Source organism: Mesorhizobium sp. ESP-6-4 (genome assembly GCF_020164735.1).
Taxonomy (GTDB): domain Bacteria; phylum Pseudomonadota; class Alphaproteobacteria; order Rhizobiales; family Rhizobiaceae; genus Mesorhizobium.
The window spans coordinates 716,442-741,515 of record NZ_JAIUGS010000001.1 but is presented as its reverse complement, the minus strand read 5'-3'; the positions used below and the strand labels follow the sequence as shown (position 1 = coordinate 741,515).

The following is a 25,074-nucleotide window of genomic DNA, read 5'->3' as shown; positions in this document are numbered from 1 at the left end:
CTTAGGCAGAAGCGCAACCACCGGCAAACCCAATTCCGCCACCGCCCGGCGCGATTGCGGCGCGACTTGCGGTGCTACGAGCCGGCAATCCGCGCCGCGACCAGCTGCTGCAGCCGCCACAAATGCGTATCGTGGATGCCGCGCTGCTCGAGATTCTTCACAGTGTTGTAGAGATAGTCGGCGCCCGAGCCCCAATGGCCGCAGGAGGTCGCCAGCCTTTCGACAACCGCTTCCTCGCTTAATGGACCGGCATAGGTGGTGCCCTGGCGGTTGATGACGAAGGCCAGCGCCCGCAGCGGGCCGCCATCGCTCGTCATATCGAGCAGGCGCGGATGGTAGCTGGTCGGCTTCAGTGTCACCTCTCGCCGCAGGAGCTTGTCGAGCAGCTCCCGCCTGTCGCCGTCGCCGAGCCGAAAGGCGACGCCCTTGCATTGTCCGCCACGGTCCAGCGCCATCATCAGACCCGGACTCTCCTTGGTCCCGCGCCAACGCGTCATGTTCATGCAAAAGGATCTGTGCCAGCCGCGCAGCAGCGCCACGCGCTCCTCGACATGCTCGATCTCGGGTTTCCAGATCAGAGAGCCGTAGCCAAACAGCCAGAGCGGTTCGTTGGCCAGGAGTTGAGCCTCCAGCTCACGCGTCATCGCCGCATAGTCGCTGTCATCCAGATGCGCCGCATCGGGATCCGGTCCCGCATCCTCGACCGCACGGAAGCAGCGGGCGACCAGTTCCTCGGTAAGCGACATGGTTCTTGGCAGCATGCGCGCGACCTTAAGGTTCCTGCGCGACCGAAACTATGCGGGCGCCTCGCGATTGACAACTCCTTGGCCCGGGTGTCGGCTGTCGGCAGCCACGGAGAAGCCGATGCAGCCCGATCCGAGCGAACGCGCGCCTTACAACGGCCTGACCAGTCTCCAGTCGACCTTGCCGTCCGCCTCCTACTGGGGCGCCGACGAGTATCGTCGCGATCTGGACGCCATCTGGTACCGAAGCTGGCTGATGGTCTGCCGCGAGGCCGATCTCGCGGAACCCCTCGCCTTCCGCACGGTGCGCATCGGGACCCAGGAGATCGTCGTGCTGCGTGACGAGACCGGCGCCTTGCGCGCCTTCCACAACACCTGCAGGCATCGCGGCTCGCAGCTTTGCCAGGAGAGCGCCGGGCGGCTGAAAGCCAGACTGCTGACCTGCCCCTACCACGCATGGTCCTATTCGCTGCGCGGCGATCTCGTGCGTGTGCCGTCGAAATCGCTGCCCGAGGGCTTCGACAAGGCCGATTATCCGCTCTACCGCGTGGCGCTCTCGGTTTGGCGCGGTTTCGTCTTCGTCAACCTCGCCGAGCATCCCGACGGCTCGGCGGAAAGCGCCTTTGACCGCGCCTCCGGCGATCTTTCCAACTGGCCGCTGGAGACGCTCGTCACCGGTCACCGGCTCACCAGGGTGATGAACTGCAATTGGAAGGTCTTCTGGGAGAACTTCAACGAATGCCTGCACTGCCCGGGCGTGCATAAGGATTTGTCGCGACTGGTGCCGATCTACGGCCGCGGCCTGATGGCCAGGCATGACGATCCCGAATGGGCGCGCCACTCCGACAATGACGCCCCGGAATTCTCCGGCCGGCTGCGCCCCGGCGCCGAAACCTGGTCGAAAGACGGCCATGTCCATGGCCCGGTCTTTTCCGGCCTGACGCCGGCCGAGCGCGCCGCCGGCCAGACCTACGCCACCTCGCTGCCCTCGATGTTCATCGTCGGCCATGTCGATTACATGCGCACCGTGCGGCTGGCCCCGCTCGGTCCCGAGCAGACCGAGCTCACCGCCGAATGGCTGTTCGCCCCGGAAGCGTTGGCTGAGACCGATGTCGAAAACATCGTCGCCTTCGGCACCCAGGTGCTCGAAGAAGACGCCGTGATCTGCGAGATCAACCAGAAGGGGCTGCGCTCGATGCGCCACGAGGCCGGCGTGCTGATGCCGGAGGAATACGATCTGCACCGCTTCCACGATTGGGTGCGCGGCCGTCACGCAGCGTTCAAAACGCCTTCGGCAGGTAGTGCCAGGTGACGAAGCCGCAGAAGGCGGCCAGGATGCCGAGCGTGACGAACACCGAGCCCAGCCCGAAGAAGGCGAGCACCACCGAATAGACGAGCGGCGGCGTCAGCTCGGAGAAATCGAGATAGGTGCGGTAGACCGCCGCCATCTGCGCCTTCTCGTAAGAGCGTACTGAGCGCAAGAAGGCGGTCGAGCCAAGCGCGTCGAGCGCGATGGTGAAGAGCGCGCCGCAGAGCAGCAGCGCGCCCGTGAGCAACGGCGCCGCCTCGCCGATTCCGCCCGCGGCAAACAGCATGGCCGACATGGCGAAATAGGCGAAAGTCATGACCTTGCGCCCGCCAAAGCGCTTGCCGGCCCTGCCCCAGAAGATCGCCGCGAACAGGAGCGCGTTGCCGGCCGAAACCAGCAAGCCGCCGGCGAGCTCGCCCTGGCCGGTAATCACCATGAACAGCGGGCCGTAGACGAAGAACGTCGTCCAGAAACAGGAGCGGCCGAAGGCGATCAGCCAGGCAAGCCTGAGCCTTGGCTGTTTCACGAAGCGGCCGATATTGGCAAGTGGATTGGCGGGCCGCGACTTGCCGGGCCGGATCGACTGGTTATCGCTCAGCCGGTAGAACCAGAACAGGCAAAGCAGCGCGAACGCAAACACGACGACCGCGCCATGCGCGGCATAGATGCCGAAATGGGTGTAGAGGAAGATGCCGAGCGTCGGCCCGCCGGTCCAGGCGAACATCGACCATGCCATGCGCAGCGATTCTGCCTGCATGAAGTCGGTCTTGCGTATGTGATCCATGATGTAGAGGTTGAGCGTGATCGACAGCGCGCTCGCCCCCATGACGCGGCACAGCATGCCGGCAATCTGGCCGGGCAGCGAGTGGGTGATGAAGAAGGCGGAGCCGAGCGCCAGCAGCACGCAGCCTGCCGTGTAGACCCAGCGCCGCGCGAAGCGGCGAATGAGCACCGGCATGAACAGCGTGACCGAGAGGCCCATCAGGGACACGATCGTGTAGAGGACCGAGACGATCCGCTCATTGTGCAGGATCTCGTAGGCCTGGATCGGGATCACGCTGGAGATCGTGGCGCGGGCGAAGGATTCAACCGCATAGAGTGAGGCGAAGGTGCGCGCGTCCGCCGGCCGCAGGGCCGGAAGCCAGATCGGATGGCGCACATGGGTGGACATCGGCCCTCCGAAACGTGAATCCCGCGCCCGAATCTGGCCGGGCCAGCTGCCGGCCAGTAGCAGGAAACCGACTCCGAAAGGCCGAAAAGCGAAGCCTGCCAAAGGCTTTCCAGCTCTGGCCTAAAGCGAATTTCATGGCTGCCATGAACCGCATTGATGGCCGCCTGCTTCTGTCGTCCACTTGAACCGTGATAGTCGTTTGGCAGGACTGAATCGGATCGAGATGATGAGCCTTCAAACGACGAGCAGCCCTGTTCAGGACGCGCCAAAGCACGGCCGCATCCAGGCCATCGACATCCTGCGCGGCATCGCGCTGATCGCGATGGCGAGCTACCACTTCACCTGGGACCTCGAAAACTTCGGCTACACCGCGCCCGCCCTCACCGCCTTCGGCTGGTGGAAATTCTACGCGCGCTGCATTGCCTCGACTTTCCTGTTCCTGGTCGGCGTCAGCCTCTTCCTCGCCCACGGCCATCAGATCCGTTGGCCAGGCTTCTGGAAGCGCTTTGCCATGGTGGGCATCGCAGCGGCCGCCATCTCGGCAGTCACCTACATCGTCACCCCGGACGGGTTCATCTTCTTCGGCATCCTGCATGAGATCGCGCTGGCGAGCCTGCTCGGCCTCGCCTTTCTAAGGCTGCCCTGGCTGGTGACGGCGATCATCGCCGCGGCGGTCATTGCCGCCCCTTACTATCTGCGGTCGGAGTTCTTCGACCATCCGGCTCTGTGGTGGGTCGGCCTTTCCGCCACCAACCCGCGTTCCAACGACTACGTGCCGCTCTTCCCGTGGTTCGGCGCGGTGCTTGCGGGCATCGCCACGGTGAAGCTCGCTTCCGCATCGGGCTTGCTCGCCCGTCTGGGAAGGTGGCTGCCCGGCCGCTGGTCTAAGCCGCTGACCTTCATCGGCCGGCACAGCCTCGCCTTTTACCTCATCCACCAGCCGCTTCTGTTCGGCTCGGTGTGGCTGTTCTCGCAGGTCATGCCGGCAGTCCCTCAGGATCGGGAAGCCGGCTTCCTGCCGGCTTGCCAGGCGCAGTGCGAACAACAGCGGGACAGCAAGTTCTGTACGAGCTATTGTGGCTGCATGCTGGACACGCTGAAGGGCGAAGGGTCGCTCGACAAGCTCTACGCCAACGATCAGTCCAGCGTCTGGAAATCGCATCTGGCCGACATGGCGGAGACCTGCACCGCCGCGACGCAGGACCAGATGGAGGGAGGGCAGCAATGACGGGCATCACAAAGCCCAGACACGGGATCATTCCCTGGCCGCCGGTGATCTATGTCGCGGCGATTGCGGCGAGCATCGTCCTCGGCATGCTCTACCCACTGCCCTGGATCGGCGACATTCTCGGCGATCTCCTGTTCGGCGTCGGCTGGGTGGCGCTGTTCGGCGTCGCCATGCTCTGGGTCACGGCCATCCGTGTCATGATGCGGGCCAAGACGACATTCGACCCCAACGCCGAGCCCGATCATCTGGTGACGTCGGGCCCCTTCGGCATCACCCGCAATCCGATGTATCTCGCCAACACGCTGCTGCTGATCGGCGTCGCCTTCATCACCGGCATCGGCTGGTTCCTGCTCTTCGCCTTCCTGGCCGCCTTCGCGACGCAGAAACTGGCGATCGAGAAGGAGGAAAAGATCCTGGCGGAGAAGTTCGGCAAGAAATACCGCGATTATGCCAAGCGGGTGCGGCGCTGGATTTGAGGTTGCTTCCGCAATGACGGCTGCCTGGTGCGATCAGACTGCACACCTAGGCGATCAGCAACCGCGCACCTCGGCGATTTGGCAGGAGCATCCGCAACTTCGTCATTCCAGGGCGGAGCAAGGAGCGAAGCGACGCGCGCAGACCCTGGAATCCATGCCGTTACCTATACGCGTTGCAACGGTGCAGAGAGCCTACGTTCTGCACCGTTTTCGCCCTTCGGCGAAGGTAACGGAATGGATCCTCGGGTCTTCGCTCCGCTTCGCGTCGCTACGCCCAAGGATGACGAAGGTTCGGAACGCTTCGGCTAATCACCAAGGTCCGCTATGACAGGTGCCATCAGGTATTCACACCCAACTCGGCTAGCCGCTCCACGCAGGATTCTTCCGCCTGGTCCAACTCGGCCAGCGTCTCTTCCAGGTCGCGCCGCTTCTGGCGCAGGTCCTCGCGCTTCTCCTCGATGCGCTTGATCATCAGCTTGAGCTGGCCGACCTCGCCGGGCGGCTCCTTGTACATCTGAATGATCTCGCGGATCTCGTTGATCGAGAAGCCGAGCCTTTTTCCCCGCATGATCTGGCGGATGAGATGCCGGTCCGACGGCCGAAACAGCCGCGTGCGGCCGCGCCTTACCGGCTGCACCAGCCCCTCGTCCTCGTAAAAACGCAATGTCCGCGTCGACACGTCGAACTCGCGCGTCAGCTCGGTGATCGTGTAATATTCCCGCATTCCCGCTCCCAAGCCCGGGCATCGCGCTTGAAGCGTCGCCCTTCCCTCCGATGATACCCATCCAGCGCCGGAATCGGCACGTGACCCCGCGGCAACCCTCGCACGGCACTTACGTAAAAGTCAATTAATGGCGCTTTATTGCTTTAGCGAATGCTGAACCACCAGGTAGCCAAGCCAAGGAAAGCAAAGAAGCCGACGACATCGGTGACGGTGGTGACGAAGACGGCGGAGGCCACGGCCGGATCGATCTTGAAACGGTCAAGCAGCAGGGGAATGAGAATCCCTGCCAAGGCGGCCGCGAACATGTTGATGATCATCGCCGCCGCGATGATGCCGCCCAGATTGGGATCGCGGAACCAGAAACCGGCGACCATGCCGATAAGCACGGCAAACACCACACCGTTGATGAAACCGACACCGACCTCGCGGCGGATGATGCGGGCGGCGTTGTAGATATCGAGGTCCCTGGTCGCCAGCGCGCGCACGGTGACGGTCATGGTCTGCGAGCCGGCATTGCCGCCCATGCCGGCGACGATCGGCATCAGCACCGCCAGCGCGACCACATGCTCGATGGTGCGGTCGAACAGGCCGATGACCGAAGCCGCGAGGAAGGCGGTCACAAGATTGACCAGCAGCCAGGGCACGCGTGAGCGCGAGGTGGCGAGCACCGTGTCGGACAATTCCTCGTCGCCGACGCCGCCCATGCGCAAAAGGTCCTCTTCCGCCTCTTCCTGGATGACGTCGACCACGTCGTCGATGGTCAGTACGCCGACCAGCCGCCCGTTCTCGTCGACCACGGCGGCGGAGAGCAAATTATACTGCTCGAACTCGCGTGCCGCCTCTTCCTGGTCCATGGTGGCCGAGATCGCATGCAGTGTCTCATGCATGACATCCTCGACCTTGACCGCCCGCTTGTTGCGCAGGATCTGGTCGAGATCGATGGCGCCGAGCAGCTTGAAGCTCGGGTCGATGACGAAGATCTGGCTGAAGCGCTCGGGCAGGTTTCTGTCCTCGCGCATGTAGTCGATGGTCTGGCCGATGGTCCAGAACGGCGGCACGGCGACAAACTCCGTCTGCATGCGCCGGCCGGCGGTCTCTTCCGGATAGTCGAGCGCGCGCCTGAGCCTGATGCGCTCGGTGAAAGGCAGTTGCGACAGGATTTCGTCCTGGTCTTCCTTCTCTAAGTCCTCGAGGATGTAGACCGCGTCGTCGGAATCCAGCTCCTGCACCGCCTGCGCGATCTGCGCATTGGGCAGATTGTCGACGATGTCGAGGCGGATCGCTTCATCGACTTCGGTCAGCGCGGAGAAGTCGAAATCGGAGCCGAGCAGTTCGACCAAAGCCCGGCGCTGTTCGGGATGAAGCGCCTCCAGCACGTCGCCGAGTTCCGACTGGTGCAGGTCATCGACCTCGCGCTTGAGGGTGATCGTGTCGCGGTCGACGATCGCCGCGCCGATCTGGGCAAGGAAGGAGGCGCGCACCGCGCCGTCCTCGCCATAGATGTCGGCGTGATGCTCCTCGGCGGGCGCGGCGCCGGTCGTCTGTGTGTCCTGGCCTTCCACCAGCGCCTCCCGCAACGAGGAATCCTGAAACGAGGTCTAGTGCATGATCCCGAAAAGGGGAAACCGCTTTTCGGAAAATCCAAACCCTGTTCGGCAGATAGCGCGGCAACAGGATTCGTCTTGGAAAGATGTCGCTCTAGCGCGTGGAATAGCCGAAGAAATGTGACGGTCGCCTTCGCCTCGCAACCTCCCGGAAGTAGCGTGGAGCGCCCGGGTGGCGGGTGCGACAATCGCTTCAGCCGGCGCGACAGCGCATGTCGCTGGGGAAAGAGCACCCCTTCCCTATTGAGGCAGAATTGTCATGATGCATGATCCAGCAGGATCAGCGCATCGCCAATCGGTCCGGGGACAACGCTGGCCTTGAACATCAAGTCCGCAAAGACGAACGAGGGCAATGCCGAGCGGCGCGTTCGCGTGGTCGTCGCCGAGCGCAATCCTTTCGTCGTTTCGGCGCTGCGCGAGATGCTGGAATGCGACGGCCGCTTCGATTTGCTCGGTGTCGTGCACAGCGGCGCGCAATTCCTGGAACTGGCCGCCGCCACGCAATTCGATGTCGCCGTCGTCGGCTGGAAGCTGGCCGACATGGACGGCGCCGATGTGCTTACGGAAGTCCAGAGCCGCGAGCTTGGCGTGCGCATCGCGATCTTCTCCAACGACCACGACATCGGCATCCTGAAGCAATGCGTACGCCTGGGCGCTCAAGGCTACTGCTTCCAGTTCGACGATCCGCCGGTCATCTTCGAGACGATCCTGGCGGTCGCCCACGGGCGCATCTGCATTCCGTATATCGACATCAACAAGGTCAACGACACACCGTTGTCCAGGCTCACCGTGCGCGAGCGCGAGTTGCTGGCGGTGCTTTCCGACGGCTGGACCAATTTGCAGATCGCAACGCGGACCGGGATTTCCGAGAACACGGTGAAGTATCACTTGAAGAATCTCTACGACAAGCTGGACGTCCGCAACCGCGCCATGGCCGTCGCGCTCTATTCGAGCGAAAAACGCCGCACTTCCAAATCGCCTATCGGGTAGGCCAACCGGGTAGGATCATCCCACCCTCAAGGGCAAACAACTTACCCGGCAAGGTGTTGTTGCAAGGCCTCATCGAAACGAAACTGCCTCCAATATCCCAACGATCGGAGGAGTTTCGCGCATGGCTGGGTTTACCCATCTCTTTATCCCAGGACCCACCAACATTCCGGAACAGGTCCGGCAAGCCATGAACCTGCCGATGGAGGATATGCGCGCCTCCTCCTTCCCCAACCTGACGCTACCGCTGTTCGAGGACATCAAAAAGGTCTTCAAGAACGAGACCGGCCGCGTCTTCATCTACCCCTCCTCAGGCACCGGCGCCTGGGAAGCGGCGATGACCAATGTGCTCAGCCCCGGCGACAAGGTGCTGATGTCGCGCTTCGGCCAATTCTCCCATCTGTGGGTCGACATGGCCGAGCGGCTCGGCTTCGATGTCGATGTCATCGATTGCGAATGGGGCACTGGCGTCCCGCTCGAGCTCTATGTCGAGAAGCTTCGGGCCGACAAGGCGCACCGCATCAAGGCTGTCTTCTGCACCCAGAACGAGACCGCGACCGGCGTCACCAGCGACGTCGCCGGCTGCCGCGCCGCGCTCGACGCGGCGAACCATCCTGCCCTTCTCTTCGTCGACGGCGTTTCCTCGATCGGCTCGATCGACTTCCGCCAGGAGGAATGGGGCGTCGACTGCGCCGTCAGCGGTTCGCAGAAAGGCTTCATGCTGCCGGCCGGCCTCGGCTTCCTGTCGGTCAGCAAGAAGGCGCTTGCCGCTTCGCGGGTGGCGACACACCGGCACTGCTACTTTTCCTTCGAGGACATGATCCGCGCCAATGACGCGGGCTATTTCCCCTATACGCCGGCCACCCAGTTGCTGCGCGGCCTGCGCGCCTCGCTCGACCTGATTGCCGAGGAAGGGTTGGAAAACATCTTCGCCCGCCACCATCGCCTGGCCGAGGGCGTGCGCAAGGCCGTCGACGCCTGGGGCCTGAAGCTCTGCGCCAAGACACCGCAATGGCACTCCGACACGGTCAGCGCCATCCTGGTGCCGGAAGGCATCGACAGCGCCAATGTCGTCAAGCGCGCCTACCAGCAATACAACACCTCCCTCGGCGGCGGCTTGAACAAGGTGTTCGGAAAAGTCTTCCGCATCGGCCATCTTGGCTGGCTGAACGAGGTTATGGTCTGCGCCTCGCTGTCGGCCGCCGAAATGGCGCTGCTCGATTGCGGCGTGCGCCTGGCGCCCGGCTCGGGCGTGGCGGCGGCGATCGAGCATTTCCGCCGCACGGCCGATGTGCCGGTCGCCAGAGCGGCGTGAGGGGTACCATGAGCCACACCATCAACCATCTGAAGAAGCTGAGGCTGCAGCGCAGCGAGCTCGCGGTGCCGGGCTCCAGCCCGGAGATGATCGACAAGGCGGCCAACAGCGCCGCCGACTTCGTCTTCCTCGACATCGAGGATGCGGTGGCGCCGCCCGACAAGGAACGCGCCCGCAAGAACATCATCCAGGCGCTGAACGACATCGACTGGCGCGCCAAGGGCAAGACCGTCTCGGTGCGCATCAATGGGCTCGACACGCATTACATGTACCGCGACGTCGTCGACGTCATGGAGCAGGCCGGCGACCGGCTGGACACGATCCTGGTGCCGAAGGTCGGCGTGCCGGCCGACCTCTATATGGTCGAGGCCATGGTCAACCAGATCGAGATGGCCAAAGGTTTCAAGACCCGCGTCGGCCTCGAGGCATTGATCGAGACGGCGCTGGGCATGGCCAATGTCGAGGCGATCGCCGCCACGCCGGGCCGGCTGGAAGCCATGCATTTCGGCGTCGCCGACTATGCCGCAAGCAACAAGGCGCGCACGGTCAACATCGGCGGGCTCAACCCCGACTATCCCGGCGACCAGTGGCATTTCGCCCTGTCGCGCATGACGGTCGCCTGCCGCGCCTACGGCCTGCGCGCCATCGACGGTCCATTCGGCGATTTCTCCGATCCGGAGGGCTACAACGCGGCCGCCAGGCGCGCCGCGGCGCTCGGCATCGAAGGCAAATGGGCGATCCACCCTTCGCAGATCGCCTTGGCCAACGATGTGTTCTCGCCGCCGGAGAAAGAAGTCACGCGGGCCAGGCGTATCCTCGAGGTGCTGAAGGAGGCCGAGGCGCTCGGCAAGGGCGCCGCGGCGCTCGACGGCAAGATGATCGACGCGGCGTCGGAGCGCATGGCGCGCAACGTGCTGGTGGTGAGCGAGGCGATCGAGCGCGCCGGCCAGGCGCATAGCGCGGCGCACTAAAAAATTACTGGGAGGACATGATGGACATCCACGAATACCAGGCCAAGGAACTGCTTGCCCGCCACGGCGTGCATGTGCCGCGCGGCGGCCTCGCCTACAGCCCCGAACAGGCGACCTATCGTGCCAGGGAGATCGGCGGCGCCAAATGGGTGCTGAAGGCGCAGGTCCATTCCGGCGCGCGCGGCAAGGCCGGCGGCATCAAGCTCTGCTCGAACGACGAGGAGATCTCCAACGCGGCAGAAGCCATGCTCGGGCGCAAGCTGGTGACTCAACAGACCGGCCCCCGCGGCAAGCTGATCTCGCGCCTTTATCTCGAGGAGGCCGTCGACATCGCGCAGGAGCTCTATCTCGGCTTCGTCCTCGACCGCAAGGAAGAGCGGGTCATGATCGTGGCGTCGGCCGCCGGCGGCATGGAGATCGAAGAAATCTCCGAGAGAAAACCTGATTCCATCATCCGCGCCACCGTCGATCCGGGCGTCGGCATGCAGGGCTTCCAGGCGCGCGAAATCGCCTTTGGCCTCGGGCTCGAGAGCAACCTGATCGGCAAGGCGACCGAAACCATCCTCGGCTGCTACCAGGTGTTCCGCGACTACGACGCCTCGATGCTGGAGATCAATCCGCTGGTGGTGACGCGCGACGGCAGCCTGGTCGCGCTCGACGCCAAGATGTCGTTCGACGAAAACGCGCTGTTTCGCCGCCCGGAAATTTCCGAGCTGCGCGACAAGAGCCAGGAAGATCCGCGCGAGACTTTCGCCAGCGACCGCGGCCTCTCCTATGTCGGGCTCGAAGGCAATATCGGCTGCATCATTAACGGCGCCGGCCTGGCCATGGCGACGATGGACATGATCAAGATCGCTGGCGGCGAGCCGGCCAATTTCCTCGACATCGGCGGCGGCGCCTCACCGGAGCGGGTAGCAAAGTCCTTCCGCGCGGTGCTCGGCGACAAGAATGTCGAGACCATCCTGGTCAACATCTTCGCCGGCATCAACCGCTGCGACTGGGTGGCGGAAGGCGTCATCAAGGCGATCCGCGAGGTCGGCGTCGACGTCCCTCTGGTGGTGCGCCTTTCCGGCACCAAGGTCGAGGAAGGCCGCAAGATCCTGGCCGATTCCGGTGAGGCGGTGATCGTCGCCGACACGCTGGCCGAAGCCGCCGAAAAGGCCGTCGCCGCCTGGCGCGAAGCCGCCAAGAACAAAAAAGCAGCCTGAGGGAGGTCGAGAAATGGCAATCCTGCTCAACCGCAGCACGCGCGTCATCGTGCAAGGTTTCACCGGCAAGATCGGCAGCTTCCATGCCGACGACATGAAGCGCTACGGCACCAAGCTGGTCGGCGGCGTCACCCCCGGCAAGGGAGGCCAGACGCATCTCGGCCTGCCCGTCTTCAACACTGTCAAGGGCGCCGTGCGCGAGACCCGCGCCGAGGCGAGCATCGTCTTCGTGCCGCCTCCCTTCGCCGCCGATTCGATCATGGAAGCCGCCGATGCCGGCATCAAGCTTTGCGTCTGCATCACCGACGGCATCCCCTCGCAGGACATGATGCAGGTCAAGCGCTACATGCGCCGCTACCGCTTCGAGGACCGCATGCGCCTCGTCGGACCGAACTGCGCCGGCGTCATTACGCCCGGACAGGCGTTGATGGGCATCATGCCGGGCAGCATCTATCTGCCCGGACGCGTCGGCATCGTCGGCCGTTCCGGCACGCTGGGCTACGAGGCGGCCTCGCAGATGAAGGCGCTGGGCATCGGCGTGTCGACCAGCGTCGGCATCGGCGGCGATCCGATCAACGGCTCGTCCTTCAAGGACATCCTGCAGCTCTTCGAGCGCGACGACGATACCGACGCCGTGGTGATGATCGGCGAGATCGGCGGCCCGCAGGAAGCCGAAGCCGCGATCTGGGCGCGCGATAATATGAGGAAGCCGCTGATCGCCTATATCGCCGGCCTCTCCGCGCCGAAGGGCCGCCGCATGGGTCATGCCGGCGCGATCATCTCCGCCTTCGGCGAGTCGGCGCAGGAAAAGGTCGAGATCCTCAAGGAAGCCGGCGTCGTCATCGTGCCGACCCCCGCCTCCTTCGGCGAGGTGGTGGCCGATACGCTGGCGCGGACGAAGAAGGCTGCTTGACGGCAGACCAGGCGAGAATCGCGACAGGATGTGAAGCCTGTTTCGGGCCGGCCTCCTCGATGGTCGTCGGCCCGTGCGCTCGGCGCTGCCCTATGAAGGGCAATCCCAGGAAACGTACGCCGCGGCCGTCGGGATTGTCTGAAAACAACTGCTTAGCAGCGCAGCGGCAAATCGGCTGACGATCGGGAAAGCGGCTTTGGAACAGAGCAAACCCATCAAGTTTCGTGAGGACGAGCGCAGCTTGCTGTTACGCCTGCTGCTTCAGGTCGCAAGCGCGCGCGAGCCCGAGATCGCCGCAGTCCTGAACGGACGCAGGTCACTCGTCTCGCTGGCTCCCGAGCAGCGCATCCCGGCGCTCCAGGCGAGCGGCGTGTGGTTCCAGTTGCTGACCATTGTCGACGAGTTGCTTGCCATGCGGGCCCGGCGCGAGCTCGAGCAAGGCGCAGGCGCCGACGAAGTGCCTGGCTCCTTCGCCAGCGTGATTGCCGAGATGGCGGCCAGCGGCCACTCGGCGGACGATGTCCAGGCAATGCTCGACGAACTTTGCGTCGGCCCGACCATGACCGCGCATCCGACGGAGGCCAAACGCGTCACGGTGCTGGAAATCCACCGCCGCATCTATCGCAAGCTGACCGAGCTCGACCAGCCGCGCTGGGCGCCGCGCGAGCGCGATCTTTTGGTCGCCGATCTGGAAAGCGAGATAGAGCTTCTGTGGATGACAGGCGAGCTGCGGCTGGAGCGACCGACGGTCGAGCGCGAGATCGCCTGGGGACTGCATTTCTTCCGCGAAGTCATCTTTGAGGCAACGCCACAGCTCTATGGCAAGCTTCAGAGCGCCTGCGAGCGCCACTATCCGGGCGAGCCGATCCGAATTCCTTCCTTCATGCGCTATGCCTCCTGGATCGGTGGCGACCGCGACGGCAATCCGAATGTGACAGCCGAAGTCACCGCCTACGCCATGGCCGAATACCGCAACACCGCCATAGGCTGGTATCTTGCGCAGTTGCAGCGGCTGGTGTCGGTGCTCAGCGCCAGCACGAACGTCATCGAGCTGCCGGCCGGCTTCAGGCCGGTGCTGCAGACAGCGCTGGATAAGAGTGGAGAGGCGCAAGAGATAGCCGCCCGCAACCCTGACGAACCGCTGCGCCAGTTCGCTTCGGCCGTGCTGGCCCGGCTGGTCGCCACCCGTGACGGCGGCAAGGCGGCCTACCCCTCGGCGGAGGCGTTTCGCGCCGATCTCAACGCCCTCTCATCAGTCCTCGAAGCGATCGGCGGCCGCGCGGTCGCCAGGCGTTTCATCCAGCCGCTCGTTTGGCAGGTCGGAAGCTTTGGCTTCCGCACGGTCTCGCTCGACATCCGGCAGAACTCCACAGTCGTCAACCGGGTGCTGGCCGAGCTGTTTGCGCTGATAGACGCCGCCGATCCGATCGCCGCCGGCACGCCGCAATGGTCGGCGCGCATCCGCGCGGCGCTCAGCCAGGGCGAGCGGCTGGAGATCGACGAAGCACGGCTCTCGCAAGAAGCTGCCGAGCTGCTTTCGACATTCTCGGTTATCGCCAAGCAGATCTCGGGCTCCGATGCCGATGCGGTCGGCTCTTTCGTGCTCAGCATGACACGCTCGGCCGACGATCTGCTCGCGGTCTATCTGCTGGCTCAATATTGCGGGCTCTCTACCGCGCCCGGCGGCGACGGCTCGATCAGGCTGCGGATTGTGCCGTTGTTCGAGACCATCGCCGATCTGCAGGCTGCACCGGGCGTCCTGAACGCATTGCTCGACGTTTCCCTTGTGCGGCGCACGGTGCGGGATTTCGGCGCGCGCCAGGAAATCATGCTTGGCTATTCGGACTCCAACAAGGATGGCGGCTTCCTCGCTTCCAATTGGGAACTGGCAAAGGCGCAGAAGCGCCTCGCCGCCATCGGCCGCAAGCACAAGGTCAGGATCGGTTTCTTTCACGGCCGCGGCGGCTCCGTCAGCCGGGGCGGCGCGCCGACCGGCCGCGCGATCGCGGCGCAGCCGCAAGGCACCGTCGCCGGATCCATGCGGGTGACCGAGCAGGGCGAGGTCGTGTCGTCGAAATTCGCCAATCGCGGCACCGGCCTCAACCAGCTTGAGGTTCTCGCCGCCGCCGTGCTGGCGCACGGGATCCGATCGCCCGGCGATGCCGGGCCGAAGGAATCGCCGGAGTTCGACGAAGCGCTGGAAGCGCTGGCCGGCATGTCGCAGGCGTCTTATGCCAGGTTGATGGCCGAGCCGGGCTTCCTCGATTATTTCAACCAGGCGAGCCCGGTCGCCGAACTGGCGCTCTTGAAAATGGGCTCACGGCCGGATCGTCGTTTCGGCGCCAGCGGCATTGCCGATCTGCGCGCCATTCCGTGGGTGTTCGCGTGGAGCCAGAACCGACATCTCTTGACCGGCTGGTACGGCATCGGCAGCGCGCTGAGCGCGTTCGTCACAGTACGCGGCGAAGCCGGGCGCGAGCTTCTGACCCGCATGTTCGAGCACTCGCGCTTTTTCCGCCTGATCGTCGACGAGGCCGAAAAGACGCTCTACCAGTCCAACATGGAGATCGCGCGGCTCTATGCCGACCTGGTGTCCGACAGCGATGCGGCGGCAAGAATCCACGCCCGCATCGCCGCCGAATACGAGCTGACTCGGCGCCTGATCGGCGACCTTACGGGAGGCGACCTTTCCGCGCGCTTCCCGATGTTCAAAAGGCGTTTCGACAATCTGCGCCGGCAGATGGACGATATCCACCGGCTGCAGGTCAATCTGCTGCGCGAAGTTCGGGCAGGCACAGGCGCAGATCAAAGGCGGGCGACCGACGCCCTGCTCGTCTCGATCAACTGCATCTCGGCCGGTCTGGGGTGGACGGGATAGGCTCGGTTTGCCCGTTGCCGGAATTGCCTCGCGTCAAGCATCAGCGGCGGTGTGGTCTCATGGCCCGCCGCCGCTTCACTTTGGCTACCGCCGGCAGCAACGAGAACGATCGCTCGCCGATGCCAAATTCGACAGGCTTTTGGGGAGAATGGTGCGGTCGAGAAGACTCGAACTTCCACGGGTTGCCCCACAGCGACCTCAACGCTGCGCGTCTACCAATTCCGCCACGACCGCACGTGGTAGGAGCCGGAACCGTCCGGCCCGGGGCCTGTAGCAAATCGTTTCCGGCGAAACAAGTGCGCCGAGCGGAATATTCGCGAATGCGTATCGCCCACAAGTGCGCAGAGATTTTGGGAGGACGACGTGCATCAGGCAAAGCGGCTGGCACAAGCCTCCGCGGCTCGGCTTAACGTTGGCGGAACTGGACGTTTTGGCCGATTGCCGCCATATGAGAGGAGCATCGAGAAAGTTCCATGACAGAACGCAGCCAGATCGCCACGTCGTTCCTTCCTTTGCCTGGTTCGGCGCCTGTGGAATGGGTGATCGAACCTAGCCTTACGTCCTATCCGGACGCGCTGGCCTTCATGGAGGCGCGCGCCGAGGCGATCCGCAGCGGTGCTGCCGGCGAGATGGTCTGGCTGGTCGAGCATCCGCCGCTCTACACCGCCGGCACCAGCGCGCGAATCGATGACCTGATCGATGCCGACCGCTTCCCGGTCTTTGCCGCAGGCCGCGGCGGCGAATACACCTATCATGGTCCCGGCCAGCGCGTGGCCTATGTGATGCTTGACCTGAAGCGCCGGCGCGAGGATGTGCGCGCCTTCATCGCGGCGCTCGAGCAATGGATCATCGCCACGCTTGCCGCCTTCAATGTGCGCGGCGAGCGGCGCGAGGACCGCGTCGGGGTCTGGGTGGTGCGGCCGGATCGCCCCCGCCTGCCCGATGGCTCACCCGCCGAAGACAAGATCGCGGCAATCGGCATCCGGCTGCGGCGCTGGGTGAGCTTTCATGGCATCGCCATCAATGTCGAGCCGGATCTCGGCCATTTCAGCGGCATCGTGCCCTGCGGCGTCTCGGACCATGGCGTGACGAGCCTCGTCGATCTTGGCCTTCCCCTCACCATGGCCGACCTCGATCTGGCACTGAAAGCTGCGTTCGAGGATGTGTTCGGGCCTGCCGCCGTTCCGGCTGCAGAGCCTGCTCGCAAGGCCGGCTGAGTCACCCTCTCGCTACATGAGCTGCGCGGAGGCCCACAGCATGCCGTAGCCATGGATGGCAAAGACGGCGAGCAGCGCGCCGGCCATGACCAGCCGGTCGAAGGTCTTGATCGGCTTCAACTCGTGACGCGGCTTCACGCCGCTGCCCATAGTTATCAGGCTCAGCATCGCGAAGACCGCGCCGGCGATCAACAGGAAGCTCGGCGAAAAGCCGGCCCGCCAGCCGAGCGCCAGAAGCGCCGACAAAAGCAGGAAGGACGCCAGAGCAAGTGCGGCCGGCCCCGGGCAGATCTGGCGCAGCACCTGCCCGCCGTCGAATTTCCATACCGGCACCAGATTGGCGATGTTGAACAGCGACGCGCAGCCGGCAAGCGTCGCCAAAAGCATGGCGGCCAGCCGATGTCCTTCGCTGCCGGCGAAGCCGCTGGCAGCGATCAGCCCCGGCACCAGGAAGGCGGAGAAGCCGGCACCCATCAGCGCCACGAACGCAACCTCGAAGCGGCTGTCATAGGGCCTGCCGCCGATCGCGAGGCCGCCAAGCAGCGGAATGAAGATCATCCGCGCCCGGCGATGCCCCGTCAGGCGGAAGGCGGCCATATGGCCGAGCTCGTGCATGGCGACCACCGACGTCAGGATCGCGGCCAGGGCCAGGCCGCCGAGGTTGAGGCCGAAGAACGGCCACAGGATCAGGGCCGAAAGTGCGGCGAAGCCGATCTGGCTCAGCGGATGCTCGAACCAGCCGCCCTTGCGATAGGTACCGGTTGCCGCCCAGACGTCGAGCTTGCGCAATTCGCGGCGCATGGCGAAGAAGCGGAATATAAGAAACGCGACACCGCGATAGCGATCGGTCTGCGTAAGCGTGACCCGTGTCGCATCGCCCTCCGGCACAAGCTCGGCGGTCTCACGATAATTCGCCCAGAACGAGGAATCGAGCGCAGTGTCCTCGATGACAGTCATCGAGAAGCGGCTGCCTTCGCTGACCTCCTCAAACCGCGCCTTGCGGTCGATCGGCCGGCCGTCCCGTCCTTCCCAGGAGAGCCGGATCAGCGCGGTCCTTTCGCCGTCCAGGGGCTCGGCGGAAAGGATTTCGCCGGACCAGCCGGCATCGCAGCCGAACGGCCACAGCGCCTGCCAGAGGCGTTGGCGATCGGCCTTGATCACGCGGCTGACCGTCACCGTGCGCAATCCGAGCGGCACGGTCATCAAAAGAAAGATCAGTCCGAGATTGCCGGCCACGAGGGTGACCGTGACGATGACCGACACTTGCCTTCGCTCCCTGTCTTGAAGAGCAGCCTAGCGTCGGCGCGGCCAAGAAAGACTTAACAACAATGGGCGGGCTCTTGCCCGTCCCAGGCGGGCTCTTGCCCGTTCCAGGCGGGGTCTCCCCCATCCCGACATGGGCGGACTCCTGCCCGCCCCAACGACGGGCGGGCATCTGCCCGTCCCGTACGGCGGCCGGGCCGCCTGATCACATCGCGCCGATCCAGATCGCCATAGAAACGAGGAAAGTGCTCATGCAAACCAGTGAAACGACGTCCTGAACAAGATCGCTCATAACTCTCTCCTGTTGTTGCTATGTTCGTAATTTGTTCTAATTTTGTTCGAATGTCAACGACCGTCTCGGGCGCGCTGGAGCGAAACCGCGCGGTCCGTTTGGGCAGGGTTAAGGAAAGGTTGACGGCCTTGCTCCGCGGGCACACCGCAGCCGTTTGCGATTAGCCAACACGCCGATGGCTTCGTCATTCTAGGGCGGAGCAAGGAGCGAAGCGACGCGCGCAGACCCTAGAATCCATTCCGTGAGATTGATGCTTCGCTACGGTGCGGAACAAGGCTTCTAAAAGCCACCCTCTGCCCCCTCTGCGGCGTCGCATTCTTCGGCAGAGGTAACGGAATGGATCCTAGGGTCTTCGCTCCGCTTCGCGGAGCTTCGCCCTAGGATGACGACATTGGGCCTACAGCGGCACGACCTTGCCCTCGGCCAACGTCACCCGCCGGTCCATGCGTCCGGCGAGCTCGTGGTTGTGGGTAGCGATCAGCGCCGCGAGGCCGGACTGCCTGACCAGCGCCTCCAGCGCATCGAAGACATAGGAGGCGGTGACCGGGTCGAGATTGCCGGTCGGCTCATCGGCCAGGAGCACCAGCGGCGCGTTGGCGACGGCGCGGGCAATGGCGACGCGCTGCTGCTCGCCGCCGGAAAGCTCGGCCGGCCGGTGCTGCGCGCGCTTGCCGATCTGCATATAGTCGAGGAGCTGCGCTGCCCGCTCGGATGCTTCCTTGCGGCCGAGCCCCTTGATCAGCTGCGGCATCATGATGTTTTCGAGCGCGGAGAACTCCGGCAGCAAATGATGGAACTGATAGACGAAGCCGACATCGTTGCGGCGGATCGCGGTGCGCTCCTCGTCCGATAGCCGTCCGCAGGCACGGCCGGCAAGGATCACGTCACCTGCATCGGGGCGCTCCAGCAAACCCGCCGTGTGCAAGAGGGTCGACTTGCCGGTGCCCGACGGCGCCACCAGCGCCACCATCTCGCCGCGCCTGAGCGAAAAGTCGGCGCCGTTCAGAATGGTGAGCTTGCGCGGCCCCTGGACATAGTGCCGCTCGACGCCCTTCAACTCGATAATGGCCTCGGCCATCATTCGTACCTCAAGGCTTCGACGGGATCGAGCCGGGCGGCCCGCCAGGCCGGGAACACCGTCGCGAGGAACGACAGGCCAAGCGCCATGATGACGACATAGGTGGTCTCGCGCGGATCCATCTTTGCCGGCAGCTGGCTGAGGAAATAGAGCTCGGGATTGAACAGGATCCTGCCGGTCATCCAGGAGAAGAACTGGCGGATCGATTCGATGTTGAGGCAGATGACGACGCCGAGCAGCACGCCGGCGATCGTCCCGGTGACGCCGATCGCCGCGCCAGTCATCAGGAAGATGCGCAGAATAGCGCCGCGCGAGGCGCCCATGGTGCGCAGGATGGCGATGTCGTGGCCCTTGTCCTTCACCAGCATGATGAGGCCGGAAATGATGTTGAGCGCCGCCACCAGCACGATCAGAGTGAGAATCATGAACATGACGTTGCGCTCGACCTGCAGCGCCGAGAAGAAGGTCTCGTTGCGCTGTCGCCAGTCGACGAGGTCGACCGGCCGCTGCGCCGCCTGCTCGACCAGGGGCTTCAGCGCGTCGACGTTATCGGGATTGTCGACATAGATCTCGATGGTCTGAGCGCGCCCGTCCATGTTGAAATAGAGCTGCGCTTCCGAGAACGGCATATAGACGATCGAGCTGTCATATTCCGACATGCCGACCTCGAAGATCGCCGCTACCTTGTAGCCCTTCATGCGCGGCGTGGTGCCGAGCGGCGTCACGTCGCCGTCCGGCGAGATCAGCGTGATGGTGTCGCCGAGCACCAGCCCGAGGCTTTCAGCCATGCGCTTGCCGATCGCCACGCCGTCGCCGGTATCGAAACCGTCGAGCGTGCCCTGCTTGATGTTGCTGGCGACGATCGAAATCTTGCCGAGGTCCTCGCCGCGGATGCCGCGCACCAGCGCGCCCGTGCCGCCGCCGACATTGCCTTGCGCCAGGACCTGGCCGTCGATCAGCGGGATGGCGTATTTGACGCCCGAAACACCGTTGATGCGGCTCGCCACCTGGGCGTAATCCTCCAGCGGCGAATCGAGCGGCTGCACGATGAGATGGCCGTTGACGCCGAGGATGCGGGTCAGCAATTCGGCGCGGAAACCGTTCATCACGGCCATGACGACGATCAACGTCGCGACGCCGAGCATGATGCCGAGAAAGGAGATCGAGGCGATGACCGAGATCACCGTCTCCTTGCGGCGCGATCGCAGATAGCGCCACGCCACCATGCGCTCGAAGCCGGAGAAAGCGCCCGCCGCTGACCTGGCCGCTGCCGCCGCCTCGTTCATGCGGCGATACCCAGGCGCTTCTTGGCTTCCCCGACCGGCAGCGTCTCGCGCTCGCCCGACCTGCGGTTCTTGATCTCGACCTCGCCGGCGGCCACGCCGCGCGGACCGACGATCACCTGCCACGGCAGGCCGATCAGGTCGGCGGTGGCGAATTTGCCGCCGGGACGCTGGTCGGTGTCGTCATAAAGCACGTCCTTGCCCGCCGAAGTCAGAGCCGTATAGAGCTCGTCGCAGACGCGGTCGCATTCGCCGTCGCCGACCTTCATGTTGATCAGGCCGATGTCGAAGGGCGCCACCGCTTCCGGCCAGATGATGCCGTTCTCGTCATGGCTGGCCTCGATGATCGCCGCGACCAGGCGCGACGGACCGATGCCGTAGGAGCCGCCCGAGGCGTAATGGTCCTTGCCGTCGGGGCCGGTCACCTTGGCGTTCATCGGCTTGGAGTATTTCTCGCCGAAGTGGAAGATGTGGCCGACCTCTATGCCGCGCGCCGAGACCTGCTCGCTTGGCGGAACGTTCGCCCAGGCCGCCTCGTCATGCATCTCGTCGGTGGCGGCATAAGGCGTCGTCCACTTCTTCACGATGTCGCCGATCTCGGCGTCGTCGGAGAAGTTGGTGCCGGCGCCCGGCACGTCGAGGGTGAGATAGGCGCGGTCGCAGAATACCTGGCTCTCACCGGTCTCGGCCAGGATGATGAACTCATGGCTGAGGTCGCCGCCGATCGGACCGGTGTCGGCGCGCATTGGAATGGCCTGCAGGCCCATACGTGTAAACGTCCTGAGGTAGGAGACGAACATACGGTTGTAGGCGGCCTTGGCGCCCTCGAAATCGAGGTCGAAGGAATAGGCGTCCTTCATCAGGAACTCTCTGCTGCGCATGACGCCGAAGCGAGGGCGCACCTCGTCGCGGAACTTCCATTGGATGTGGTAGAGGTTGAGCGGCAGGTCCTTGTAGGACTTCACATAGGCGCGAAAAATCTCGGTGACCATCTCTTCGTTGGTCGGCCCGTAGAGCATGTCGCGGTCCTGGCGGTCCTTGATGCGCAGCATCTCCTTGCCGTAATCGTTGTAACGGCCGCTTTCGCGCCACAGATCCGCCGACTGGATGGTCGGCATCAGGATTTCCAGCGCGCCGGCGCGGTTCTGTTCCTGGCGGATGATCTGGCAGACCTTGTCCAGCACGCGCTTGCCCAATGGCAGCCACGAAAAGCTGCCCTGCCCCTGCTGGCGGATCATGCCGGCGCGCAGCATCAGCCGGTGCGAGACGATCTCGGCCTCGCGGGGATTTTCTTTGAGGATGGGCAGGAAATAGCGCGACAAACGCATGGACTGGTCCGTGAGTGAAAATGGCGGCGCGGGGAATCGGCGCAACCGAGGCTGCTTGCCCGGGCTTCATAGCCATTTCATGGCCGAATGGAAACCCGAGTGCCCCAAAGTATCGGGCCTTCTGCACCTTACCAAAAAGGCGATTTTGGCTGCAAAGTGCCGCAAATGGCTTTTTGATCGATTCACAAGCAAGCCCTGCCGCACTATTGTGCAGTGCAGCACGATATTGCCTGTTTCGAGGCAAAATTCTTCGTGACATTTTCACCTGCCTTGGTCTAGTGTGCGCCGATAACCGAGAGGGCGGAGAAAAATCTGCTCTCCTACGCGGTCAAAGTCTTGGGAGGATGCGATCTAGGCGCGGTAACTCGCTGCCGCCGGACACCGGAAACGGATCGGACGCGTTTAAATTGCAAGGCCTTGTGCCTTGCATTTTTTTTGTGCAATCATCTGCTTAGCGCGATCATCTGCCAAACGGCGTCAGCCACGGTTGGCCGCCGAATTCGGAAGCCGGCTTCCGAATTCAACCTAGGCGCGCGTATGCTGCTCATTACTTGCGGAAACTATAATGACGGTCTCAGTGACTGGCGTCTGGCGTGAAGTCCGGCATGATCCGCATGATATCGTCGAAGCTGAATCCCAGGCCCATCGTCAGGCCGTAGAGAATACCCATCACGACCACCGTTACGATCGTCGCGCGGGCGAAGGCGCGCAGCATATGCGGGCCGCGCGGTGCGCTGGAAACGGTGCCAAGCGTGACATCCTGGTCGTCGTCCTGGGTGCGCAGGCTGAACGGAAGAACAACGAACAGCACCAGCCACCAGGTGACGAAGAACAGCGCGGCGAACAGTATCCAATTCATGCCTGCTCCAGTTCGACCAGCGTGCCGAAGAAATCCTTGGGATGCAGGAACAGCACCGGCTTGCCATGCGCGCCGATCTTTGGATTGCCGTCGCCAAGCACACGCGCTCCGCTTTGCTTCAAATGATCGCGGGCGGCCAGGATATCGTCGACCTCATAGCAGACGTGATGCATGCCGCCCGAAGGGTTCTTCTCGAGGAACGCGGCGATGGGCGATGCCTCGCCCAGCGGTTCCAGCAACTCGATCTTGGTGTTGCCGACATCGATGAACGCCACGCTCACACCATGCTCCGGAAGCGCCTGCGGCTCGCTCAGCCGCGCGCCCAGCGTATCGCGATAGGCGGCCATTGCCGCGGCCAGATCCGGCACGGCAAGCGCGACATGGTTCAGGCGTCCAAGCATTGACTCACTCCAAGTGAGTAGTGAGTAGTCAGTAGTGAGTGGTGAATAGTGAATGGTTGGCTTCGCGCCGAACAGCGGATTTCACTACTCACTACTCACTACTCACTCACCTTCACTATTCACTCTCACTACCTGGTCACGAACACCGTCACCAGCGGCTTCTTGCCCCAGGCTTCGTTGGCGGCGCCGCGCACTGCGCGGCGCACCGCCTCCTGGACCAGGTCGAGGTCTTTTCGGCGCTGACGCGGAATGGAGTCCACCGCGCCGATTGCCGCGTCGAGCATCAGATCCTCCAGTGTCTCGCCGCGGGCATCCGCCTCGGCGACGCCGATCGCCACCAGGTCGGGGTCACCGGCAAGCTCATATTTGTCGTCGAGCACGACGTTGACCGCGACATGCCCGGCGAAGGAAAGCTTGCGACGGTCGCGTATGCCCATCGCCTGGTCGGTGCCGATCAGCGAGCCATCCTTGTAGAGCCGCCCGAACGGCACCTGATCGATGATCGTCGCCGGCCCTGGCCAGAGTCTCAGCATGTCGCCGTCGCGCACCTGCGCCACCTGGCCGATGCCCGACATCGACATCAGCGAGCCCTGCGCCACCAGATGCGCCGCCTCGCCATGCACGGGAACGCCGATCTGTGGCCGCACCCATTCATACATCTTGCGCAATTCGCTGCGGCGCGGGTGGCCGGAGACATGCACCAGCGCGTCGCCGTCCTCGATGATCTTCATGCCAAGATCGATCAGCCGGTTCTTGATCTCGAGGATTCCCTTCTCGTTGCCGGGAATGGTGCGCGAGGAAAACACCACCGTGTCGCCGGCCGTCAGCGCCACCGACTTCATCTCGTCGCGTGAAAGCTTTGCCAGCGCCGCCAGCGGCTCGCCCTGGCTGCCGGTGCAGATGATCACCAGGTTCTCGCGCGGGATATAGCCATAGTCCTCCTCGGCGATGAACTCCGGCAGCCCGTTCATGTAGCCGAGCTCGCCCGCCACATCGATAACGCGCTTCAGCGATCGGCCGAGCACGAGGCATTGCCGGCCGGCATCGCGCGCCGCCTTGGCGATCGAGACGATGCGCCCGACATTGGAGGAGAAGGTCGTGACCGCGACGCGCCCCTTCGCGCTCTCGATGACGCCCTTGAGGCCTTCGCCGACAGCGACTTCCGACGGCGACTCCCCTTCCCTCAGCGCGTTGGTGGAATCGCAGATCAGCGCCAGCACGCCCTTGTCGCCATAGGCGCGGAAGCGTGCCTCGTCGGTCTTCGGGCCGATCGTCGGCGCCGGGTCTATCTTCCAGTCACCGGTGTGGATCACGGTGCCGGCGGGCGTGGTGATCGCCAGCGACATCGGCTCAGGAATCGAATGCGCCACTGGAATGGCCTCGATCTCGAAAGGTCCGATGGTGAATTTCTCGCCGGCCCGGTAGATCGACGCCGGGATCTTCGGCGCGCCCTGCTCGCCCTGTCGCTTGGCTTCGAGCAGGCCGGCGGTGAACGGCGTCATCCAGACCGGGACTTTAAGCTTCGGCCAGATATCGAGCAGCGCCCCGTAATGATCCTCATGCGCATGGGTGATGACGATGCCGCGCAGACCGTCGATATTCTCCTCGATGAAGCGCGTATCGGGCAGGATGAGATCAACGCCGGGATGTGCCGAGTCCGGAAAGGTGACGCCGACATCGACGATGATCCATTCGCGCGCGTCGGCGGGCCCATAGCCGTAAAGGGCGAAGTTCATGCCGATCTCGCCGACGCCGCCCAGCGGCGCGAAGACGAGCTCGGCGTTTTCTCTATTCGCCATCAATTCTTTCCTTCCTGGCCGCTTTGG

At 64.0% G+C, this 25,074-nt stretch carries 21 protein-coding genes and 1 tRNA gene; 10 read left to right on the top strand and 12 right to left on the bottom strand.

The window, feature by feature from the left end; translation table 11 throughout:
- Positions 1 to 74 precede the first annotated feature (74 nt).
- The gene (locus tag LB523_RS03360) at positions 75 to 761 is read right to left on the bottom strand and encodes a gamma-glutamylcyclotransferase (protein WP_224600919.1); all 687 of its coding nucleotides are present in this window, start codon (positions 759 to 761) and stop codon (positions 75 to 77) included.
- A gap of 103 nt (positions 762 to 864) precedes the next feature.
- On the opposite strand from LB523_RS03360, the gene LB523_RS03355 reads away from it, so the two are divergent.
- Positions 865 to 2,055 (top strand): aromatic ring-hydroxylating oxygenase subunit alpha, encoded by a 1,191-nt coding sequence (locus LB523_RS03355; RefSeq protein ID WP_224600918.1) that lies wholly within the window; start codon positions 865 to 867, stop codon positions 2,053 to 2,055.
- Here LB523_RS03355 and LB523_RS03350 read toward each other — a convergent pair.
- Positions 2,024 to 3,223, bottom strand: coding sequence for an MFS transporter (locus LB523_RS03350; RefSeq protein ID WP_224600917.1), 1,200 nt, complete (start codon positions 3,221 to 3,223; stop codon positions 2,024 to 2,026). The genes LB523_RS03355 and LB523_RS03350 overlap by 32 nt on opposite strands.
- Before the next feature lie 226 nt (positions 3,224 to 3,449).
- Between LB523_RS03350 and LB523_RS03345 the strand changes: the two genes are divergently transcribed.
- A complete protein-coding gene (locus tag LB523_RS03345) occupies positions 3,450 to 4,451 on the top strand; it encodes a heparan-alpha-glucosaminide N-acetyltransferase (protein WP_224600916.1) in 1,002 nt (333 codons plus the stop codon).
- Positions 4,448 to 4,927 carry a methyltransferase family protein gene (locus tag LB523_RS03340; RefSeq protein ID WP_224600914.1) on the top strand — a complete coding sequence of 160 codons (480 nt, stop codon included), beginning with the start codon at positions 4,448 to 4,450 and terminating at the stop codon, positions 4,925 to 4,927. Before LB523_RS03345 ends, LB523_RS03340 begins: the two co-directional genes overlap by 4 nt.
- A 337-nt stretch (positions 4,928 to 5,264) precedes the next feature.
- Here LB523_RS03340 and LB523_RS03335 read toward each other — a convergent pair whose 3' ends face one another.
- Both LB523_RS03335 and mgtE read right to left on the bottom strand, forming a co-directional pair.
- Positions 5,265 to 5,651, bottom strand: coding sequence for a MerR family transcriptional regulator (locus LB523_RS03335; RefSeq protein WP_027168973.1), 387 nt, complete (start codon positions 5,649 to 5,651; stop codon positions 5,265 to 5,267).
- 143 nt (positions 5,652 to 5,794) lie between these two features.
- A complete protein-coding gene (gene mgtE, locus LB523_RS03330) occupies positions 5,795 to 7,213 on the bottom strand; it encodes a magnesium transporter (RefSeq protein ID WP_224600912.1) in 1,419 nt (472 codons plus the stop codon).
- Between the two features lie 360 nt (positions 7,214 to 7,573).
- Here mgtE and LB523_RS03325 point away from each other — a divergent pair, with 360 nt between their 5' ends.
- The 6 genes from LB523_RS03325 to LB523_RS03300 all read left to right on the top strand — a co-directional run bounded on the left by LB523_RS03325 (position 7,574) and on the right by LB523_RS03300 (position 15,527).
- Positions 7,574 to 8,245 (top strand): response regulator transcription factor, encoded by a 672-nt coding sequence (locus tag LB523_RS03325; protein WP_224545470.1) that lies wholly within the window; start codon positions 7,574 to 7,576, stop codon positions 8,243 to 8,245.
- A gap of 121 nt (positions 8,246 to 8,366) precedes the next feature.
- On the top strand, positions 8,367 to 9,557 hold the full coding sequence (locus LB523_RS03320; RefSeq protein WP_224600911.1) for an aminotransferase class V-fold PLP-dependent enzyme: 1,191 nt from the start codon (positions 8,367 to 8,369) through the stop codon (positions 9,555 to 9,557).
- An 8-nt stretch (positions 9,558 to 9,565) separates the two neighbouring features.
- Positions 9,566 to 10,528, top strand: a complete 963-nt coding sequence (locus tag LB523_RS03315) for an HpcH/HpaI aldolase/citrate lyase family protein (RefSeq protein ID WP_095764881.1) — start codon at positions 9,566 to 9,568, stop codon at positions 10,526 to 10,528.
- 20 nt (positions 10,529 to 10,548) lie between these two features.
- A complete protein-coding gene (locus LB523_RS03310; RefSeq protein ID WP_224600910.1) occupies positions 10,549 to 11,736 on the top strand; it encodes a malate--CoA ligase subunit beta in 1,188 nt (395 codons plus the stop codon).
- Positions 11,737 to 11,749: 13 nt separating this feature from the next.
- Positions 11,750 to 12,649: a succinate--CoA ligase subunit alpha gene (gene sucD / locus LB523_RS03305; RefSeq protein WP_095764879.1), complete on the top strand. Its 900-nt coding sequence runs from the start codon at positions 11,750 to 11,752 to the stop codon at positions 12,647 to 12,649.
- A 241-nt stretch (positions 12,650 to 12,890) separates the two neighbouring features.
- A complete protein-coding gene (locus LB523_RS03300; protein WP_224600909.1) occupies positions 12,891 to 15,527 on the top strand; it encodes a phosphoenolpyruvate carboxylase in 2,637 nt (878 codons plus the stop codon).
- A gap of 149 nt (positions 15,528 to 15,676) precedes the next feature.
- On the opposite strand, the gene LB523_RS03295 is transcribed toward LB523_RS03300, so the two are convergent.
- A tRNA-Leu gene (locus tag LB523_RS03295) sits at positions 15,677 to 15,761 on the bottom strand.
- 239 nt (positions 15,762 to 16,000) lie between these two features.
- Here LB523_RS03295 and lipB point away from each other — a divergent pair.
- Positions 16,001 to 16,744, top strand: a complete 744-nt coding sequence (gene lipB / locus LB523_RS03290) for a lipoyl(octanoyl) transferase LipB (RefSeq protein ID WP_224600908.1) — start codon at positions 16,001 to 16,003, stop codon at positions 16,742 to 16,744.
- A 12-nt stretch (positions 16,745 to 16,756) separates the two neighbouring features.
- Here the strand turns inward: lipB and LB523_RS03285 are convergent, their stop codons facing one another.
- The 7 genes from LB523_RS03285 to LB523_RS03255 all read right to left on the bottom strand — a co-directional run bounded on the left by LB523_RS03285 (position 16,757) and on the right by LB523_RS03255 (position 25,047).
- Positions 16,757 to 18,007: a site-2 protease family protein gene (locus LB523_RS03285; protein WP_224600907.1), complete on the bottom strand. Its 1,251-nt coding sequence runs from the start codon at positions 18,005 to 18,007 to the stop codon at positions 16,757 to 16,759.
- 689 nt (positions 18,008 to 18,696) lie between these two features.
- Entirely contained in the window at positions 18,697 to 19,380 is a 684-nt protein-coding gene (locus LB523_RS03280) for an ABC transporter ATP-binding protein (protein ID WP_181164814.1), read from the bottom strand.
- Entirely contained in the window at positions 19,377 to 20,663 is a 1,287-nt protein-coding gene (locus LB523_RS03275; protein ID WP_140839951.1) for a lipoprotein-releasing ABC transporter permease subunit, read from the bottom strand. The genes LB523_RS03280 and LB523_RS03275 overlap by 4 nt, the downstream gene beginning before the upstream one ends.
- The gene (gene proS, locus LB523_RS03270) at positions 20,660 to 21,988 is read right to left on the bottom strand and encodes a proline--tRNA ligase (protein WP_224600906.1); all 1,329 of its coding nucleotides are present in this window, start codon (positions 21,986 to 21,988) and stop codon (positions 20,660 to 20,662) included. The genes LB523_RS03275 and proS overlap by 4 nt, the downstream gene beginning before the upstream one ends.
- A gap of 574 nt (positions 21,989 to 22,562) precedes the next feature.
- Entirely contained in the window at positions 22,563 to 22,847 is a 285-nt protein-coding gene (locus tag LB523_RS03265) for a DUF1467 family protein (RefSeq protein WP_224600905.1), read from the bottom strand.
- Positions 22,844 to 23,248 (bottom strand): methylmalonyl-CoA epimerase, encoded by a 405-nt coding sequence (mce, locus tag LB523_RS03260; protein ID WP_224545462.1) that lies wholly within the window; start codon positions 23,246 to 23,248, stop codon positions 22,844 to 22,846. Before mce ends, LB523_RS03265 begins: the two co-directional genes overlap by 4 nt.
- A gap of 128 nt (positions 23,249 to 23,376) precedes the next feature.
- A complete protein-coding gene (locus LB523_RS03255) occupies positions 23,377 to 25,047 on the bottom strand; it encodes a ribonuclease J (protein ID WP_224600904.1) in 1,671 nt (556 codons plus the stop codon).
- Positions 25,048 to 25,074 lie beyond the last annotated feature (27 nt).

Bases quoted from the DNA above. Each gene is read 5' to 3' on its own strand.
- LB523_RS03360 (WP_224600919.1), bottom strand. From the start codon at position 761: ATGCTGCCAAGAACCATGTCGCTTACCGAGGAACTGGTCGCCCGCTGC.
- LB523_RS03355 (WP_224600918.1), top strand. From the start codon at position 865: ATGCAGCCCGATCCGAGCGAACGCGCGCCTTACAACGGCCTGACCAGT.
- LB523_RS03350 (WP_224600917.1), bottom strand. From the start codon at position 3,223: ATGTCCACCCATGTGCGCCATCCGATCTGGCTTCCGGCCCTGCGGCCG.
- LB523_RS03345 (WP_224600916.1), top strand. From the start codon at position 3,450: ATGAGCCTTCAAACGACGAGCAGCCCTGTTCAGGACGCGCCAAAGCAC.
- LB523_RS03340 (WP_224600914.1), top strand. From the start codon at position 4,448: ATGACGGGCATCACAAAGCCCAGACACGGGATCATTCCCTGGCCGCCG.
- LB523_RS03335 (WP_027168973.1), bottom strand. From the start codon at position 5,651: ATGCGGGAATATTACACGATCACCGAGCTGACGCGCGAGTTCGACGTG.
- LB523_RS03320 (WP_224600911.1), top strand. From the start codon at position 8,367: ATGGCTGGGTTTACCCATCTCTTTATCCCAGGACCCACCAACATTCCG.
- LB523_RS03315 (WP_095764881.1), top strand. From the start codon at position 9,566: ATGAGCCACACCATCAACCATCTGAAGAAGCTGAGGCTGCAGCGCAGC.
- LB523_RS03310 (WP_224600910.1), top strand. From the start codon at position 10,549: ATGGACATCCACGAATACCAGGCCAAGGAACTGCTTGCCCGCCACGGC.
- sucD (WP_095764879.1), top strand. From the start codon at position 11,750: ATGGCAATCCTGCTCAACCGCAGCACGCGCGTCATCGTGCAAGGTTTC.
- lipB (WP_224600908.1), top strand. From the start codon at position 16,001: ATGACAGAACGCAGCCAGATCGCCACGTCGTTCCTTCCTTTGCCTGGT.
- LB523_RS03280 (WP_181164814.1), bottom strand. From the start codon at position 19,380: ATGATGGCCGAGGCCATTATCGAGTTGAAGGGCGTCGAGCGGCACTAT.
- LB523_RS03275 (WP_140839951.1), bottom strand. From the start codon at position 20,663: ATGAACGAGGCGGCGGCAGCGGCCAGGTCAGCGGCGGGCGCTTTCTCC.
- proS (WP_224600906.1), bottom strand. From the start codon at position 21,988: ATGCGTTTGTCGCGCTATTTCCTGCCCATCCTCAAAGAAAATCCCCGC.
- LB523_RS03265 (WP_224600905.1), bottom strand. From the start codon at position 22,847: ATGAATTGGATACTGTTCGCCGCGCTGTTCTTCGTCACCTGGTGGCTG.
- mce (WP_224545462.1), bottom strand. From the start codon at position 23,248: ATGCTTGGACGCCTGAACCATGTCGCGCTTGCCGTGCCGGATCTGGCC.
- LB523_RS03255 (WP_224600904.1), bottom strand. From the start codon at position 25,047: ATGGCGAATAGAGAAAACGCCGAGCTCGTCTTCGCGCCGCTGGGCGGC.